Here is a 16,991-nt window from a genome sequence, read left to right on the forward strand (position 1 = left end):
TAGGCTCCTATAGTTTTATCATATATTTTTTCATTATTCTAAGCGCAATCTCTGGATAATCAATAGAGAGTAGACCCATTGCAGAAAGAATATAGGTCTTATCTAGTAAGTATTCAGGGTTTCTAGGTCTTAATTCCATAGGTTTACTCGCTATAGTTATACCATTTTTTAAAATTGCAACTGGATCTTTACTGCTAATGACAACACCACCAGTACCTATAAAATATTGTGTTTGAGTCAAGTCTTTTCCAATTTGATAATACATAACACCCATTGGTGTATAAACACCTTTTAATGTCCCTACATGTCTTGTTGTTGCGATATCGATACATTTACCTGCAAAAATATCATCAGCAACATAATCTGCATCAGTAGAAGAAATGAATTCTATATCGTCATGTCTTTTATGAGCTTCAAAACTTAAATCAACGTTTTTGCTTTTATAATAACTAATTTCTGAAGCGCTAAATGTTTCTAAAATACCTAAAGATGAGTATCTCATACCCAAATCACCTTCGACAGTTCTTTTTGCATAAGGCTCTTCAAGGCCAGATAAAATTGCATTCATTTGAGTCGGTAGTCCAGATGACATAGAATATATATCAGTGGTTGCACCACCGACATCAGCAAGCATCAAATCTCCTAATCCTGTTTCATCACCAAACCCATTAGATAAGAGCTCAGCAGCCATTAAGACAGCGTTAGGCGTAGGAAGAACAACTTCATTAACAAGCTTTTCAACTTTTTTAATACCTTTAGCTTCAATAATGTTTTTTACAAAAATATCTTTAATGGTATCTTTAGCACTTGTAATATTTAATACATTAAGTCTTGGCATCACGTTTTCACAAATAAAAAATTCTTTTTTAGCAGCAGTTAAGATTTCTTCAATCTCATCTGTAGCATCTTTGTTTCCAGCAAAAACAATCGGAGCTTTAATATCCGATTTTGCAAGTTGTTTAGCATTATGAATGACACATTCTTTATTGCCTCCATTAGCTCCCCCAGCTAAAAGAATGATATCAATATTTTTTTCTTTTATTTGATCCACTTCATGGTGGTTAATATTATGAGATAAGACAAGTTCAACTTTAGCCCCCGCACCTAAACAAACTCGTCTAGCTGCTTCAGTTGTAAGTTCTTCAACTAGTCCGATTGCGACCATTTTTAAACCACCAGCAGCAGAAGAACAGGCAGTTATTTTATCGAAATTCATGTCATGACCAATTTTAGCTATCAATTTATCATATGCTTTTTGGTAGCCTAAAATAATGTTTTTTTCAACAGTTGTTATTGCTTTTGCAGTTGCTATAATTTCTTCTTTTTCCAAATCAACAGCAGTTAATTTGGTGAAAGTAGAACCAAAATCAACAAGCAAATATGTTTTCATTAGTTGCCCCCTAAGTCCTGTTTAATTGTACTTAAAACATCTTCAATTTTAATTCCAGGAGGATAAACTCTATTAAAGCCCATCTCTTTGAATCTCTTTTCAACTTCAGTAAAATCTTGTTTACCAATGACAATGTTTCCACCAACATAAAGAAGTATTTGATCAAGACCTGATTCTTCACATTTATCACGCATGCCTCTGCAATCAAGCTCTCCTTGACCATATAAAGATGACACCATAATTAAAGAAGCTGATGTTTCTATAGCTGCATTTATAAAATCTTCTTGAGATGATAATACACCAACATTGACGACATTATAGCCTTCTTTGTTTAATGTATACTCAATGATCTTATTGCCTACAGCATGAACATCAGCTCCGATTACGCCGATAACGATAGTTTTCATGTTTTCCTCCGGTATTTTATACGATTAATAATAATATATTATAAAAACGCTTACATACACTAGTATTCTAAATCATTTTTGCTTAAAAAACAACAGTAAAACAGCCTTTTTTATACTTTTTTAAGTATAAGAAGCGATATTACTGAATACTTAAGAAAAATGAAGTATATTTAGCAAATATTTGAAAAAATATTTTTTGAAGAATCTATAACAATGAAAAAGATGATTGAATAAACAATCATCTTTATATTTTATTATGTTCTATTTTTTAGATGTGGAAAAAGAATAACGTCTCTAATATTTGGCGTATCTGTTAATAACATAATAAATCTGTCTATACCAATACCAATACCACCAGTAGGAGGCATACCATATTCTAGAGCTTCAATGAAATCAACATCCATTTCAGATGCTTCATCGTTTCCCATTTCTTTTTCTTTAACTTGGTTTTCAAATCTTTCTTTTTGATCAATAGGATCATTTAATTCACTAAATGCGTTTGCATATTCACTTTTCATAATGAATAATTCAAAACGATCAGTAAATCTAGGATCAGCTGCATTCTTTTTAGCAAGTGGTGATATTTCAATTGGATGACCATATATGATTGTTGGTTGAATGATTTTATCTTCTACGAAATGTTCAAAGAAAGCTTCAACGATGTGACCAAAACTAAAATGTTTTTCAACGTGAACTTCATGTTCTTTTGCAATCGCTTTTGCCTCATCTAAAGTCATGTGTTTCCAAAAATCAACACCTGAAATTTCTTTAATTGCGTCAACCATATGCCAACGTTTCCAAGGAGCTTGCATGTGAATAATTTGATCTTGATAATTAATATCATATGAACCTAATATTTCTTGAGTAACTGTTGATAGACAGCCTTCAACTAAATCCATCATATCACCCATATCTGCATATGCAAGATATGCTTCAATCGTTGTGAATTCCGGATTGTGTTTAGCATCCATACCTTCGTTTCTAAATAATCTACCAATTTCATAAACGGCCTCTAAGCCACCAACGATTAATCTTTTCAATGGTAATTCAGTTGCGATTCTTAAATAAAAATCCATATCAAGCGTATTATGATGTGTTATAAATGGTCTTGCTGCTGCGCCACCTAAAATTGGATGTAGAACTGGAGTTTCAACTTCAATAAAGCCTTTAGAGTCAAAATAGTTTTGAATAGATCTAATAATTTTAGGTCTTGTCATTGCTACTCTTCTAGCATCTGGATTTACAATTAAATCAACATAACGTCTACGTCTAGCTTCCTCTTTATCTTGAAGACCGTGGAATTTATCAGGTAAAGGTCTTAAAGCTTTCGTCAAATGTGTATAACTTGAAGCCTTAATTGTTAACTCATTTGTTTTAGTTCTAAATAAAACACCTTTAACGCCAACGATATCTCCTAAGTCAGCGTGTTTAAATAAAGCGTATTGATCTTCACCAACACGATCTTGTCTTACATAGACTTGAATTTGGCCATCACGATCCATGATATGCATGAATCCTGCTTTACCTTGTCCACGTTTTAAGACTATGCGTCCGGCAATAGAAACCTCTATTTGTTTTTCTTCCAATGTGTCATGATCATCATTTGAGTATAAATCAATGATTTGTTTCGCATTGTGAGTTCTTTCGTATTTTTGTCCAAAAGGCTCAACACCCATATCACTTAATTCTTGAGCTTTTTGTCTTCTTATAAGTTGTTGTTCATTTAAATCGTCTTGGTACATAATTAAACCCTCCTAATCGTTGATATTATATCATAGAAAAAGCCATAATAGAACATTATGGCCGTTTTTCTTCACTTAAAAGTTCATACATCAGTACATCTTTTTTCGGGACCAAAGAAAGTACTTTTACTTTAATAATCTTTATGCCCAAATGTAGTGTTAAGATGTCATTTTCTTTAACAGCAGAAGAAGGTTTAGCAATTTTATCGTTTATCTCAACTTTATCCTTGCTCGCCGCCTCTTTAGCTATGGTTCTCCGCTTAATAATTCTTGCTACTTTAAGATACTTATCAAGACGCATCTTCGGATTTACCAGTTTTTTCTTTCCACCATGATAATTCACCAGTTTTTACAATTTCTTCAATATCTGATTTAGTTAATGTTTCAACTTCTACAAGGTAATGAGCGATTTTGTCTAGTAAATCACGATTTTCAGTTATTATTTTTGTTGCTTCATTAAAACATGTTGTAATAATGTGTCTAATTTCAGAATCAATTTCATGTGCGACTTGGTCAGAGAAGTTTTTTTCTTTGAAATAATCTCTACCTAAGAATACATTACCACTACCAGATTCGTATTGGACAGGGCCTAAATCACTCATGCCATATTCGGTAACCATAGCTCTTGCGATTTTAGTTGCGACTTGGAAATCATTATATGCACCTGTTGTGACAGTATCAAATACAATTTCTTCGGCAACTCTACCACCAAGATAACTTGTGATTTTAGCTAATAAAGATTTTTTAGTTTCTAAGAATTTTTCAACTGCTGGAGTCATTAAGTTATACCCACCAGCTGAGCCTCTTGGAATAATAGTTACTTTTTGAACAACATTAGCATCTTCAAGTTTAATACCAATGACAGCATGTCCTGCTTCATGATATGCAACAGTTTTCTTTTCTTCGACTGTATATTTACGACTCTTCTTAGCTGGACCCATCATAACTCTATCAATGGCTTCATCTAAATCAGGTTCTAAAACTAATGTTCTATTATCACGTGCAGCTAGTAATGCTGCTTCATTTAATAAGTTTTCAATATCTGCACCAGTGAATCCTGGAATTCTACCAGCAAAATCATCAAAATTAATCTTTGGATCAATTTTCTTATTCTTTGCATGGACTTTAAGAATAGCTGAACGACCTCTAACATCGGGTAGAGATATCGTAATTTGTCTATCAAAACGACCTGGACGAAGAAGTGCAGGGTCTAATACATCAGGACGGTTTGTTGCAGCAATAATGATGATACCCATATTTCCTGTGAATCCATCCATTTCAACTAATAATTGGTTTAATGTTTGTTCTCTTTCATCATTCCCGCCACCAAGACCAGCACCACGTTGACGACCTACTGCATCTATTTCATCTATAAAGATAATACATGGAGAGTTTTCTTTAGCGACTTTAAATAAATCACGTACACGAGAAGCACCAACTCCGACAAACATTTCTACAAAATCAGATCCTGAAATTGAGAAGAATGGAACGTTTGCTTCACCTGCAACTGCTTTAGCAAGTAATGTCTTACCAGTACCTGGAGCACCTACGAGAAGTACACCTTTTGGAATTCTAGCTCCCATATCAACATATTTCTTAGGAGTTTTTAAGAAATCAATGAGTTCAACCATTTCTTCTTTTTCTTCTTCAATACCAGCAACATCTTTAAATGTTATTGTTTTTTCTCTATTTAATTTAGCTCTATTTTTTGCAAAATCAAATGCTTTATTATTTTGACCATTCGCATTTTTAAAGATAATGAATAATACAACGATAATTAAAATGAAAGGTACAATATTAATAATAACACTCCAGAATGTAAGTCCGGATAACTCTATAATTTGAGTTGTACCACCATAACCTTCCACAGTATCTAAAATAGCTTGTGCTTGATCAATTCTCATAACACGTTCAAATGAAATGATATCATCATACAATGGAGCGTATTGTTCATATACGGATCCTGAAACTGTTACTAAATCGTAATTATCTCCACCGATTAGTTCGTATTCAACTGATTCTATATGACCAGCACCTGCAGCTGCTTGGATTTCACTTGTTGTAAGGTCATTTACTTCACCAGCTAAAGCATCTCTTAAAAATAAGAAAATACCAATCATAATAATTAATGTAAAGATCATAATTAAATAATCTGGTTTTTTCTTCATATCTGGTTTTTTAGGCATTGGTTTTTTTGGTTTTTGATTCATATGCTCACCTCTTTATGCGCTTTCCTTTTTTGTATATACTTTAGGATTTAATATGCCAACATATGGGAGATTTCGATAGTATTCGTCATAGTCTAAGCCATAGCCTACTACAAATTCTTTAGGGATAGTTCTACCAACATATTTTGGAACATAAGGTTTTAATCTACCTTCTGGTTTATCTAATAAAGTTACAATTTCAACTGATTTTGCACCTCTGTGCATGAGCAGTTCAACGATTGTAACGATTGTATTTCCTGTATCAACGATATCTTCCACAATGATAACATTACGATTGGTAATTGGAATGTCTAAGTCCATTTTAATTTTTACATCACCTGATGAACTGATACCACCATGATAACTACTAACAGACATGTAAGCTATATCGACTTTTAATTCAATCTTTTTTGATAAATCTGACATAAAAGGCATACAGCCTTTAAGTAGACCCACTAAAATTGGACTTTTGTCTTTATAATCATGCGTGATTTGCTTTCCAAGCTTATCACAGATAATTTGAATTTCCTTTTCTGAAACTAATATTTCTGATATATCCTTATGCATGTTTTGACTCCTTTAGATTAAAATATACGCAATGCTCATCCCCAAGAGTTTGATTTAAATAAAAATCTTGAACCCATAAAATCTCATTGTTTTGGTCTGTTAAAACCCACAATTGATCACGTTTATCCATAGGTACTTTTTTATTTATAAACAAATCTTTTAACTTTTTATGCCCATAAGAATAGGCTAGTTTATCACCGTTTTTACGATGTCTTAATATGAATGGAAATGCTAATTTATTATAACATAATTTTTCTAATTCTTCAGTAGGAGTGTTTGAATTATTTAAAAATGTGAAAATAGCCACATTTGTTAGTTTATTTTCTCCGTTTTTAACTTCAATTTCATCAACATTTTTTTTAAATATTTCCTTTATTGAAGCCTTTTTATATGTTCTTGTAAAAAAATGCGTTTCAGATAGTTGATATCGTGCATTTGGTTTATTTTGAAGCAGCATTTCCTTTATGTGCATAATCATATCATAGGAAATATTAAAATGATGCGCTTCTAATAAATATGCAATCATGTCTTCTTGAATTGCAGGGTCTAAGGTTTGAAAGGTTGATAAATCAATTTCTTTTTTGTTAGTCAATAATGATAAAGTAGTTTTTCTAATAAATTTAAAAGCTTTTGTGACTTGCATATTATATTGTCCAATTTGATTTAAAAGATTGGAGTTTTCTTGCTTCATAATAGGAACAACAGCATGTCTATATCTATTTCTTAAATAGTTGTTTTCTTCATTGGATTCATCGTCTAAAAACGGGATCTGATTTTCTTTAACAAAAGCAAGTATTTCTTGTTTTGTTGTATATAGTAATGGTTTTACGTAATGGATAGTTTTCTCTTTATGGGCTAGTTGCATACCTGCATAGCCTAAAAGATTTGATCCTCTAGTTATTTTCATCAAAACATTTTCAAACAGATCATCTAAATGATGTGCAGTGAAAATATAGGTTGATTTAGTTACTTTTGCAGCTTCTTTTAAGTAATGAATTCTTAATTTATGAGCTTTGTGATGAAAATTTCCTTCATCGACTTTAATGAAGTAATAGTGGAATGGTATATTGTTTTGTTCGCAATATGATTTGACTAAGTCTGCTTCATCAGTAGATTGTTCACGCTTTAAATGATTGAAGTGAACAACTTCTATTTGATAATCTGTTTGCTTTAGCAAAAACAGAAGCATCATTGAATCTGCTCCACCACTGACTGAAACTATGCATTTTGCCTTTTTTGGGATTTTGACTTCTGTGTTTAATCTATCTATGATTTGTTGCAAACAAAACACCTCCGATATAATTATATTATATCATGTATTAAAGATCCTGCACGCATAGCGAGCAAAATAAAAATATCTGATGTGTTTTCTTATGATATAATGATACTCAAGTAGGAGGTATTCGATGATTATATTAGCAAGTGGGTCACCACGTAGAGCAAAATTATTAAAAGATGCTGGTATTGAATTTAAAATTGTTACCAGTGATATAGAAGAAACTTTTAATCCGGATTTAGAACCACAAGAAGTAGCAATGTATCTTGCAAGATTAAAAGCTAAACATATTGCTTTATCTTATAAAGATGATATCGTCATAGGGGCAGATACTATCGTCGTCTATAACAATCAAATCTTAGGAAAACCAATAGATCAAGAAGATGCTTTTCGCATGTTAAGCATGCTATCTAATCAATGTCACTTTGTATATACCGGTGTTTCAATCATTAAAGGTGAAGATGAAGATACTTTTTATGATCAAACAGAAGTTTGTATGAAACCTTTAAGTGAATTAGAAATTAAATCATATATTAGAACTTTGGAACCAATGGATAAAGCAGGTTCATATGGCATTCAAGGTGAAGGAAGACACTTAGTAGAAAAGTATGAAGGTGACTTTTTTACAATTATGGGACTTCCACTAAAAAAAGTTATAAATCAGCTTAAAAAACATATATAAATATAAAGACTTTTTATCAAAATGATATGTGGTCTTTTTATTTTTACAAATAAGTTTTATAATAGGAGTAACAAAACTATAAAAACGGGGTTATCAATATGGGGTTAAAAAAAGATTTAGTTGTTTATCAAGTCTATCCAAGAAGTTTTAAAGACAGTAATGATGATGGTATTGGCGATATCAAAGGGATCACTTCAAAGCTAGATTATATTAAGTCATTAGGTGTAGATATTATTTGGTTATCACCAGTATACTGTTCGCCTAATGATGATAATGGATACGACATTAGTGACTATTTAAATATAAATCCAGAATTTGGGAATATGAAAGATATGAACAAACTAATTTTAGAAGCTGAATTAAGAGGCTTAAAAATTATGATGGATTTAGTGATCAATCATACTTCCGATGAACATGAGTGGTTTAAAAAAAGTGTGGCAAATGATCCAAAATACAAAGATTATTATATTTGGAGAGATGAACCAAATAACTGGACAAGTTTTTTTGGTGGAAAAGCTTGGGATAAAATAGGAGATAAGTATTATCTTCATTTATTTAGTAAGAAACAACCGGACTTAAATTGGCATAATCCTGATGTAATGGAAGATATTAAAAAAGTAATGTCATTTTGGTTAGATAAAGGAATTTATGGATTTAGATGTGATGTTATAAATATTATTTTCAAATCAAGTTTAGAAAACGGGAAGAAGCATCTTGTTTTAACAGGAAAAGAACATTATCATCAACAAGAAGGTATGCATAAAATCCTTAAAGAACTAAGAAGAGATGTTTTAAATCATTATGATACTTTCACAGTAGGTGAAACTGTGATGGTAACACCAAAACAAGCCAATGATTTAATATATCCTGAAAATGAAGAATTAGATATGGTGTTTAGTTTTTCACATATGGAAGTTGACCAAGTGAGCAACAAATGGTTTAAGACGAAATTTAGACCAAAAAAATTGATGAAGGTTTTGTCAATGTGGCAAAAAGAAGTATATTGGAACGCAAACTATCTAGAAAACCACGATCAACCAAGATCGATATCTAGATTTGGAGATGATAAAAAATATCATAACCAAAGTGCTAAGATGTTAGCTACACTTTTGATGAGTTTAAAAGGGACTCCATACATTTATCAAGGTCAAGAAATTGGTATGACAAATGGAGAGTTTAAAACGATGAGTGAGTTTCAAGACGTAGAAACTCATACTATTTATCATGTTGCAAAAAAATTGGGGATCCCTAAAAAAATAAGATTTAAAATGATGCAAAAAACATCTAGAGATAATGCTAGAACTCCAATGCAATGGAATAAAGAAGGCGGGTTTTCAAAAGTTACTCCATGGTTAAAACAAAATCCAAACACTAAAGAGATAAATGTTTTAGACCAGGAACAAGATCATGATTCTATACTTAATTATTATCGTAAATTAATAAAAATTAGAAAGAATAATAAAGTACTTAGATATGGAGAATTTGAATCTGTTTTACAAACAAAATCAGTATTTATATTTAGAAGATTTGATAAGAAAAAAGAAGCAATCATCGTTCTAAACATGTCTAATAAAGAACAAAAAATTAAAAATGATTGTGAAGGAAAACTTATTATAAATAATATCAAGAAGAATGATTATAATTGTGTATTATCGCCCTATGAAGCGAGAATATACATAAAGGAGATATCTAATGATTAAGTTTAATAAACCATATTTTGTTATCGAGACAAATTCATTAACATATGCTTTTAAAACATTAGCTACAGGACACTTAGAACACTTATATTTTGGTGATAAGATTGTTGATTCTGATTTAGAATTCTTACATACAAAGCTAACTGCAAAAGCTCGTGGAGTTATTGATTATTTAGAAGAGCAAGGTAGAGATATCCCTCTTGATTTAATCCCCTTAGAATTTTCGTCTTCTGGTAAAGGTGATTATAAATTATCTCCTATAGAGTTAAAAATGCCTGATCAAACATTTGTTTCTGATTTTATATATTTTAAGCATGAAATTATAGAAGGCATCTTAGTTAGTGATAAGTTACCATCTCCATACGATGATGAAAAAAACACACAAACTCTTATAGTTACTTTAAAAGATACCAAGTTTAATATTTACGTAGATCTTGTCTATACAAGTTTTTATGATGTAGATATTATATCTAGAAAAACTATCATAAGAAATGAAGAAAAACAAACAATCAATTTAAGAAAAATCATGAGTATGAGTTTTGATATTTACGGATCTCAATATGATATGTTAACACTTGATGGTGGTGCAATTAAAGAAGCACAAAAACATATAACACCTGTTGCTTTTGGAACATATATCAACAGTTCTGTTACAGGAAACTCAAGTTATAAACATAATCCGGGTGTTATTTTACTTGAAAAAGGGACACATGAAGATTACGGTAATTGTTATGGATTTAATCTAATATATAGTGGGAATCATTATACAGCTGTTGATCAATCAAGTCATGGCATACTACGCGTGATGCAAGGTATTAATCCGGCTATGTTTGAATGGGATTTAAAATCAAATGAGTTTTTTGAAACACCTACAACCATCTTAAGTTTTTCATCTAAAGGACTAAATGATTTAAGTCATCACATGCATGATTTTGTAAACAAGCATCTTATTCCCAGGCAATTTAGAGAAGTAGATCGACCTATAGTTATTAATAGCTGGGAAGGATTTTATTTTGATTTTAACGAAAGAAAATTATTAGGATTAGCTAAAAAAGCTAAATCTTTAGGTATAGAATTATTTGTTTTAGATGATGGATGGTTCTCATCAAGAAATAATGATTTATCTGGACTTGGAGATTATGACGTTAATTTAAAAAAATTAAAACATGGATTAAATGGTTTATCAAAAAAAATACATCAAATGGGTATGAAATTCGGATTGTGGTTTGAACCTGAAATGATCAATCCAGTTTCAAAATTATATGAAAAACATCCAGAATATGCTATAAAAATTGAGGGTAGAGACCCAGCTTTAGGCAGACATCAACTCATTTTAGATATGATTAATCCAGAAGTGAGAAAATATATCATAGACGAAATATCACACATAATAGAAGATGCTAAACTTGATTATATCAAATGGGATATGAATAGAGATATGACAGATATGTTCTCAAAACATATTTCTAATCAAGGTATGTTCTATCATAGTTATATGTTAGGCTTATATGATGTCTTATCACAATTAAGAGAAAAATATCCTCATATTTTAATAGAAACTTGTGCAAGTGGTGGAAATCGTTTTGATTTAGGTATGCTAAGATATGGACCTCAAATATGGACTTCTGATAATACAGACCCTATCGCAAGACTATCAATACAAAAGGGTATATCTTATTTTTATCCTCAATCATGCATAAGTAATCATGTTTCTATGAGTCCACACGAACAAACATTAAGAAAAACACCTATAGATACTAGATTTAATGTATCAATGTTTGGTGTTTTAGGATATGAATTAGATTTTAAATTTTTAAATGCTTTTGAAATTAATTCAATAAAAAAACATATTGAAACGTATAAAGCATATCGGCATGTATTGCAATTTGGTAAATTTTATAGATTCAATGAAGATCCTAAAGTTCGTATGAATTTTCAAGTAAGTCTTGATGATACACATGTTATAGGGAACTATCAAGTATTAGCACAACCAAATCCTAATTTAGAAGTTTTAAAAATTAAAGATTTAGATCAAGAGAAAGTATATGATCTAAAATCATTAGAACAAAAACTACCTTTAGAAAAATTTGGGCACTTGATTTCACATGCCCTGCCAATTAAACTAAATCCTAATAAAGCTTTATTTAGATTGCTTTCAAGATTTAAGCAATTAGATAATGCAACTGAAGAAGCGCATATTTCAGGAAATGTTGGTATGAAAGGCTATAAAATGAAACAACAATTTATGGGCACTTACTATAATGATCAAACAAGAATGCTAGGCGATTTTGGCTCACAAATATATATAATAAAAGAAAGTAGATGATCGTATGAAACAAATCATTCCAATTAATTTTTCTTGGTATGTAAAAAAACATGAAGAAAAAGACTTAAAAAAAATAGACATCAAAGACTTTGAAGTCATAGATATTCCAAATCAACCAGTAAATATAGATAACAACTTCTTTAAATTAGATGATATTCGCCAAAAGTTCACCTATGTTTACTATATACAAGATATTGATTTTAAAAATCATAAAATCATTGAACTTCTTTTTGAAGGTGTAGCAATTGAAAGTGACATTTACTTAAATAAGACATTTGTTGGTCATCATCAAAGTGGATACACTCCTTTTAGTGTTGATATAACAAAACACATTGATCATTCTCTAGAAAAACAAGAGTTAATGGTTGTTGTTTCTGGAGAAGAAAGAAAAAACGTTCCTCCATTTGGTGGTGTCGTTGATTATTTAGGTTATGTTGGTATTTATCGCGAGGTCTATATTAATTTGTTAGATTCATCTTATATTAAAGATGTTTTTATGTACGCAAAAGACCCATTGAATAATAATCTATTAACATTTGAAGTTGAGACATCAAAAAACAAAGGTGTTTTAGATGTAGAAATTTTTGATATAGAACATAAATCTGTTATTCAAAAATCTATTTCTATTGATAATCTTAAAACATCATTTGAAATAGAAGTAAACAATAAGAAGTTATGGTCTCTTGATAATCCTTATTTATATGAAATCGTCATCAATTATAAAGATAAAGAGGTTTATGACATATATACTCATAAATTTGGATTTAGAACATTAGAATTTAGAGCAGATGGATTTTATTTAAATAATAAGCTTAAAAAATTAATTGGGTTAAATAGACATCAAAGTTATCCATATCAAGGATACGCGATGCCAAAATCAGCACAAAAAGAAGATGCGGATATTTTAAAAAGAAATTTAGGATTAGATATTGCAAGATCATCACATTATCCTTGTTCTAAGCACTTTTTAAATCGTGCTGATGAAATAGGGCTATTAGTTTTAGAAGAGATTCCTGGATGGCAATATATAGGCAATGACATGTTTAAAGAGATCACTTACGATTCTTTAAAACGCATGATACATAGAGATAGAAACCATGCATCTATATGTTTATGGGGAGTTAGGATTAATGAATCTGCAGATGATCATGATTTCTATTCAAAAACAAATGAGATTGCAAGATCTCTAGATCCATCTAGACAAACATGTGGGATTAGAAATTTTGATGGTAGTGAGTTTTTAGAAGATGTTTATACATATAATGATTTTTCTCATACAGGAAATAATCCTGGTGTTAAAAAGAAATTAGATATCGCGAAAAAAGATGTTCCTTATATGATATCAGAACATAATGGACATATGTTTCCTACAAAAGCTTATGATTCAGAACCTAAAAGATTAGATCAAGCTAAAAGACATCTACAAGTTATCAATGATATGATGAATCCAAAAAGCAGAATCAGTGGATCTATTGGATGGGTGATGAATGATTATCATACACACCCAGAGTTTGGAAGTGGAGATGGTATTTGTTATCACGGTGTAAGAGATATCTATCGCATGCCTAAAATGGCATCATATAGCTATTTATCACAAAAAGATACACCGTTTGTTTTAGAGCTTTCTTCTAATATGAATCTAGGAGAATATCCTGGTGGATTCATAGATGAAGTGTATGTTTTTACAAACCTAGATTCAATTAAACTTTATAAAAATGATCATCTTGTAGATACATTTTATCCAGATCATAAAGCTTATCCTCATTTAGCACACCCACCAGTAATCATAAGAGATTTTGTGGGTAAAATGATGGAAGAACAAGAAAATCTTAGTGCAAAAGATGCAGAAAGATTTAAAAAGATTATTAAGAAAGTTGCAACTCAAGGTACAAATCTTTCATTAAGATATAAATTAATGATGGCATGGCTGTTAAAAAAATATAAATTAACTTTAGATGATGGTATGAAACTGTTTTATAAATATACAACCGGTTGGGGAGATAAACTTGTATCTTATAGATTTGAAGGATATAAAGAAGAGGTAAAAGTTAAAGAAATAACCAAAACTTACGATGAATCTTTTATAGGTAAATTAAAATCTAACAAAACCGAAATGGTAATTGAGGACACATACGATACAATGAGATTTGAATTTACTTGTGAAGACACTAAAAACAATATTAAACAATACTCATTTGATCCTATTCAAATTGAGACTAAAGGATCTATTCAACTAATAGGACCCGCTATACAAACACTTAATTCAGGACAAATAGCTCTATGGGTTAGATCAATTAAAAAAGGTAAAGGTAGCATTAAAGTAACTCTTCGTGACCAAGTCATAGAAAAAGAGGTAATTGTTAAATGAGTTTGACATTTGAACAAAAAGTACAACTGCTAGATGGACTAGACACGTGGCATACAAAACCATTTGAAGGTTTAGATAGTATGTTAATGACTGATGGACCGCATGGCATTAGAAAACAAATAGATACGACTGATAATATAGGTGTTACTGGAAGTGTAAAAGCAACTTGTTATCCAACTGCAAGTCTTACTGCATGTTCTTTTGATCGTCTTATTATGAAAAAACTTGGAGAAAATATAGCTAAAGAAGCAATCCATCATGGAGTTCAAATGGTTTTAGGACCAGGTATCAATATTAAAAGAACGCCTTTATGCGGTAGAAACTTCGAATATATTTCAGAAGATCCATTTCTTTCAGGAGAATTAGCTGCAGCATATATTAAAGGTTCAGAAAGTATGAATGTTGGAACTTCACTAAAGCATTTTATTTGTAATAATCAAGAAAAGAACCGCTTCACGATTGATAGTATTGTTGATGAAAGAGCGCTTCATGAAATTTATTATAGTGGATTTAAAAGAGCTTTAAAAGAAAATCCAGCGACTATGATGATTAGTTATAATAAATTAAATGGGCAGTATCTCTCTGAAAATCCAATATTAAAAGATGTTGTAAGAAATAAATGGAATTATCAAGGTGTAGTTGTTAGTGACTGGGGTGCCATAAATAACCGAAGTGAAAGTGTTAAAATGACGTGTGATTTAGAAATGCCATCAAGTCATGGATATTGGACAAAAAAATTATTAGAAGATAGTTTAAAAGATGGTGTATTAAAACAAGAAATCTTGAATTCATCTTTAAGAGTTGAAAGCATGATTAAAAAGTATAAAAAACAAGAAAGTGTTGAAATTGATTTTAAAAAACAACATGAACTAGCACGTATGATTGCAAGAGAATCAATGGTCTTAACAAAAAATGAAGATATTCTTCCATTGAATGAAAAAGAAAATGTTGTTTTCATATCTGGTTTTTATGATCAAATGAGATATCAAGGTGGGGGTAGTTCACATGTTAACGCATCTGAAGTATCTAACATTATAGATATTGCGAGTAATTATTCTAAAAACTTAAAATGCGCAAAAGGATTTTCAATAGAAAACCAAAAAATAGACATTAAATTAGAAAAAGAAGCCTTAGAACTTGCTAATCAATCTAAAAAAGTGATTTATGCTGTTGGTGTTCCTGAGATTTTAGAAACTGAAGGTTTCGATAGAAAAACACTTGATTTACCATATAACCAAGTGGAATTATTTAAAAAATTATACCAAATCAATCAAAATATTATATTAGTTGTGATTAGTGGATCTGTTGTTAATTTAAAACCTTTTGAAAGATCTAAAGGATGTTTAATAGCATATTTAGGTGGGCAAGCTTCTTCACTAGCACTTATGGATATCTTATATGGCAAAACAAGTCCATCTGGCAGATTAGCTGAAACTTGGATAGATGATGCGAATATGTGTAATGTTTCAATAACAGATGATAATAATGCGATATATTATGATGAATCAATATTTGTTGGATATAGATATTATGAAACTTTTAGAAAACCTGTTAGATATCATTTTGGACATGGTCTAAGTTATGCAACTTTTATCTATAAAGACTTTTTAGTTGAAGAAGTTGATCACGAATATAAAGTAAGTGTTTCTGTTAGAAATACTGGGAAAATAGTAGCAAAAGAAGTTGTATTAGTATTTGTAGAAAATAATGAAAGTAGCGTTTATAAAGCTAAAAGAGAATTGAAAGCTTTTGATAAGGTTGAGTTAAAACCTAATGAAGTTAAAACTGTGTCATTTACACTAACAAAAGAAGATTTTAGTTTTTACGATATCTATCAAAAAAGATTTGTTAGAGAAACGGGTGATTATCAAATCCAGATATGTAAACATTCAGGACTTATCATAGATCAAGCAGAAATACATATCGAAGGTAAGGAAATCAAACATCCACTAGTAAGCTATAATCAATACGAGTATAATCCAATAGACTTTTCAAAAATTTATCAAAAAGATTTACCAATGAAAAATGTTAAACGAATGAGACCATATACACTCTCAACGACTATTCGTGAAGTAGAACACACATTGATGGGTAAATTAGTAAAAATTGCGATTTCAAATACCGCAGCTAAACAAACAAAGAAAATTCAAGATCATTGGATGAAAGAAGTTATAAAAAGGTCTTTAATGGAATCACCTATCCGTATGCTAGCTTTATTTAGTAATGAGACTCTATCGTTATATCAAGCAGAAGGTATAGTAGATATATTAAATTTAAAAATATTCAAAGGCATAAAAAAATTAAGAACTAAATCTAAGGGAGAATGAAG

12 protein-coding genes are annotated in these 16,991 nt (G+C 30.5%); 5 read left to right on the forward strand and 7 right to left on the reverse strand.

Going from position 1 to position 16,991, the window contains the following annotated elements; genetic code table 11:
• Positions 1 to 7: 7 nt before the first annotated feature.
• The 7 genes from glmL to tilS all read right to left on the reverse strand — a co-directional run bounded on the left by glmL (position 8) and on the right by tilS (position 7,595).
• Positions 8 to 1,390: a methylaspartate mutase accessory protein GlmL gene (glmL, locus tag MPAN_RS00840; RefSeq protein ID WP_176239144.1), complete on the reverse strand. Its 1,383-nt coding sequence runs from the start codon at positions 1,388 to 1,390 to the stop codon at positions 8 to 10.
• Positions 1,390 to 1,797 (reverse strand): methylaspartate mutase subunit S, encoded by a 408-nt coding sequence (glmS, locus tag MPAN_RS00845; RefSeq protein ID WP_176239145.1) that lies wholly within the window; start codon positions 1,795 to 1,797, stop codon positions 1,390 to 1,392. The genes glmL and glmS overlap by 1 nt, the downstream gene beginning before the upstream one ends.
• Positions 1,798 to 2,051: 254 nt before the next feature.
• A complete protein-coding gene (gene lysS / locus MPAN_RS00850; RefSeq protein WP_176239146.1) occupies positions 2,052 to 3,539 on the reverse strand; it encodes a lysine--tRNA ligase in 1,488 nt (495 codons plus the stop codon).
• 55 nt (positions 3,540 to 3,594) lie between these two features.
• Entirely contained in the window at positions 3,595 to 3,840 is a 246-nt protein-coding gene (locus MPAN_RS00855) for an RNA-binding S4 domain-containing protein (protein WP_176239147.1), read from the reverse strand.
• A complete protein-coding gene (gene ftsH, locus MPAN_RS00860; RefSeq protein WP_176239148.1) occupies positions 3,830 to 5,749 on the reverse strand; it encodes an ATP-dependent zinc metalloprotease FtsH in 1,920 nt (639 codons plus the stop codon). Before ftsH ends, MPAN_RS00855 begins: the two co-directional genes overlap by 11 nt.
• A 12-nt stretch (positions 5,750 to 5,761) precedes the next feature.
• Positions 5,762 to 6,313, reverse strand: coding sequence for a hypoxanthine phosphoribosyltransferase (gene hpt, locus MPAN_RS00865; protein ID WP_176239149.1), 552 nt, complete (start codon positions 6,311 to 6,313; stop codon positions 5,762 to 5,764).
• Positions 6,306 to 7,595 (reverse strand): tRNA lysidine(34) synthetase TilS, encoded by a 1,290-nt coding sequence (gene tilS, locus MPAN_RS00870; protein WP_176239150.1) that lies wholly within the window; start codon positions 7,593 to 7,595, stop codon positions 6,306 to 6,308. Before tilS ends, hpt begins: the two co-directional genes overlap by 8 nt.
• Before the next feature lie 124 nt (positions 7,596 to 7,719).
• On the opposite strand from tilS, the gene MPAN_RS00875 reads away from it, so the two are divergent.
• From MPAN_RS00875 to MPAN_RS00895, 5 genes are all read left to right on the forward strand, one after another.
• Positions 7,720 to 8,271 (forward strand): Maf family protein, encoded by a 552-nt coding sequence (locus tag MPAN_RS00875; RefSeq protein ID WP_176239151.1) that lies wholly within the window; start codon positions 7,720 to 7,722, stop codon positions 8,269 to 8,271.
• A 98-nt stretch (positions 8,272 to 8,369) separates the two neighbouring features.
• A complete protein-coding gene (locus tag MPAN_RS00880) occupies positions 8,370 to 9,971 on the forward strand; it encodes an alpha-glucosidase (protein WP_231756788.1) in 1,602 nt (533 codons plus the stop codon).
• Positions 9,964 to 12,294, forward strand: a complete 2,331-nt coding sequence (locus MPAN_RS00885) for an alpha-galactosidase (protein WP_176239152.1) — start codon at positions 9,964 to 9,966, stop codon at positions 12,292 to 12,294. Before MPAN_RS00880 ends, MPAN_RS00885 begins: the two co-directional genes overlap by 8 nt.
• 4 nt (positions 12,295 to 12,298) lie before the next feature.
• Positions 12,299 to 14,662, forward strand: a complete 2,364-nt coding sequence (locus MPAN_RS00890) for a glycoside hydrolase family 2 protein (RefSeq protein ID WP_176239153.1) — start codon at positions 12,299 to 12,301, stop codon at positions 14,660 to 14,662.
• The gene (locus MPAN_RS00895) at positions 14,659 to 16,989 is read left to right on the forward strand and encodes a beta-glucosidase (protein ID WP_176239154.1); all 2,331 of its coding nucleotides are present in this window, start codon (positions 14,659 to 14,661) and stop codon (positions 16,987 to 16,989) included. Before MPAN_RS00890 ends, MPAN_RS00895 begins: the two co-directional genes overlap by 4 nt.
• The last annotated feature ends 2 nt before the right edge of the window (positions 16,990 to 16,991 follow it).

Origin of the sequence: Mariniplasma anaerobium (genome assembly GCF_016865445.1) — a bacterium.
GTDB lineage: Bacteria > Bacillota_I > Bacilli_A > Acholeplasmatales > Acholeplasmataceae > Mariniplasma > Mariniplasma anaerobium.

Coding starts and splice junctions, on each gene's coding strand:
- glmL (WP_176239144.1), bottom strand. CDS start 1,390: ATGAAAACATATTTGCTTGTTGATTTTGGTTCTACTTTCACCAAATTA.
- glmS (WP_176239145.1), bottom strand. CDS start 1,797: ATGAAAACTATCGTTATCGGCGTAATCGGAGCTGATGTTCATGCTGTA.
- lysS (WP_176239146.1), bottom strand. CDS start 3,539: ATGTACCAAGACGATTTAAATGAACAACAACTTATAAGAAGACAAAAA.
- MPAN_RS00855 (WP_176239147.1), bottom strand. CDS start 3,840: ATGCGTCTTGATAAGTATCTTAAAGTAGCAAGAATTATTAAGCGGAGA.
- ftsH (WP_176239148.1), bottom strand. CDS start 5,749: ATGAATCAAAAACCAAAAAAACCAATGCCTAAAAAACCAGATATGAAG.
- hpt (WP_176239149.1), bottom strand. CDS start 6,313: ATGCATAAGGATATATCAGAAATATTAGTTTCAGAAAAGGAAATTCAA.
- MPAN_RS00875 (WP_176239151.1), top strand. CDS start 7,720: ATGATTATATTAGCAAGTGGGTCACCACGTAGAGCAAAATTATTAAAA.
- MPAN_RS00880 (WP_231756788.1), top strand. CDS start 8,370: ATGGGGTTAAAAAAAGATTTAGTTGTTTATCAAGTCTATCCAAGAAGT.
- MPAN_RS00885 (WP_176239152.1), top strand. CDS start 9,964: ATGATTAAGTTTAATAAACCATATTTTGTTATCGAGACAAATTCATTA.
- MPAN_RS00890 (WP_176239153.1), top strand. CDS start 12,299: ATGAAACAAATCATTCCAATTAATTTTTCTTGGTATGTAAAAAAACAT.
- MPAN_RS00895 (WP_176239154.1), top strand. CDS start 14,659: ATGAGTTTGACATTTGAACAAAAAGTACAACTGCTAGATGGACTAGAC.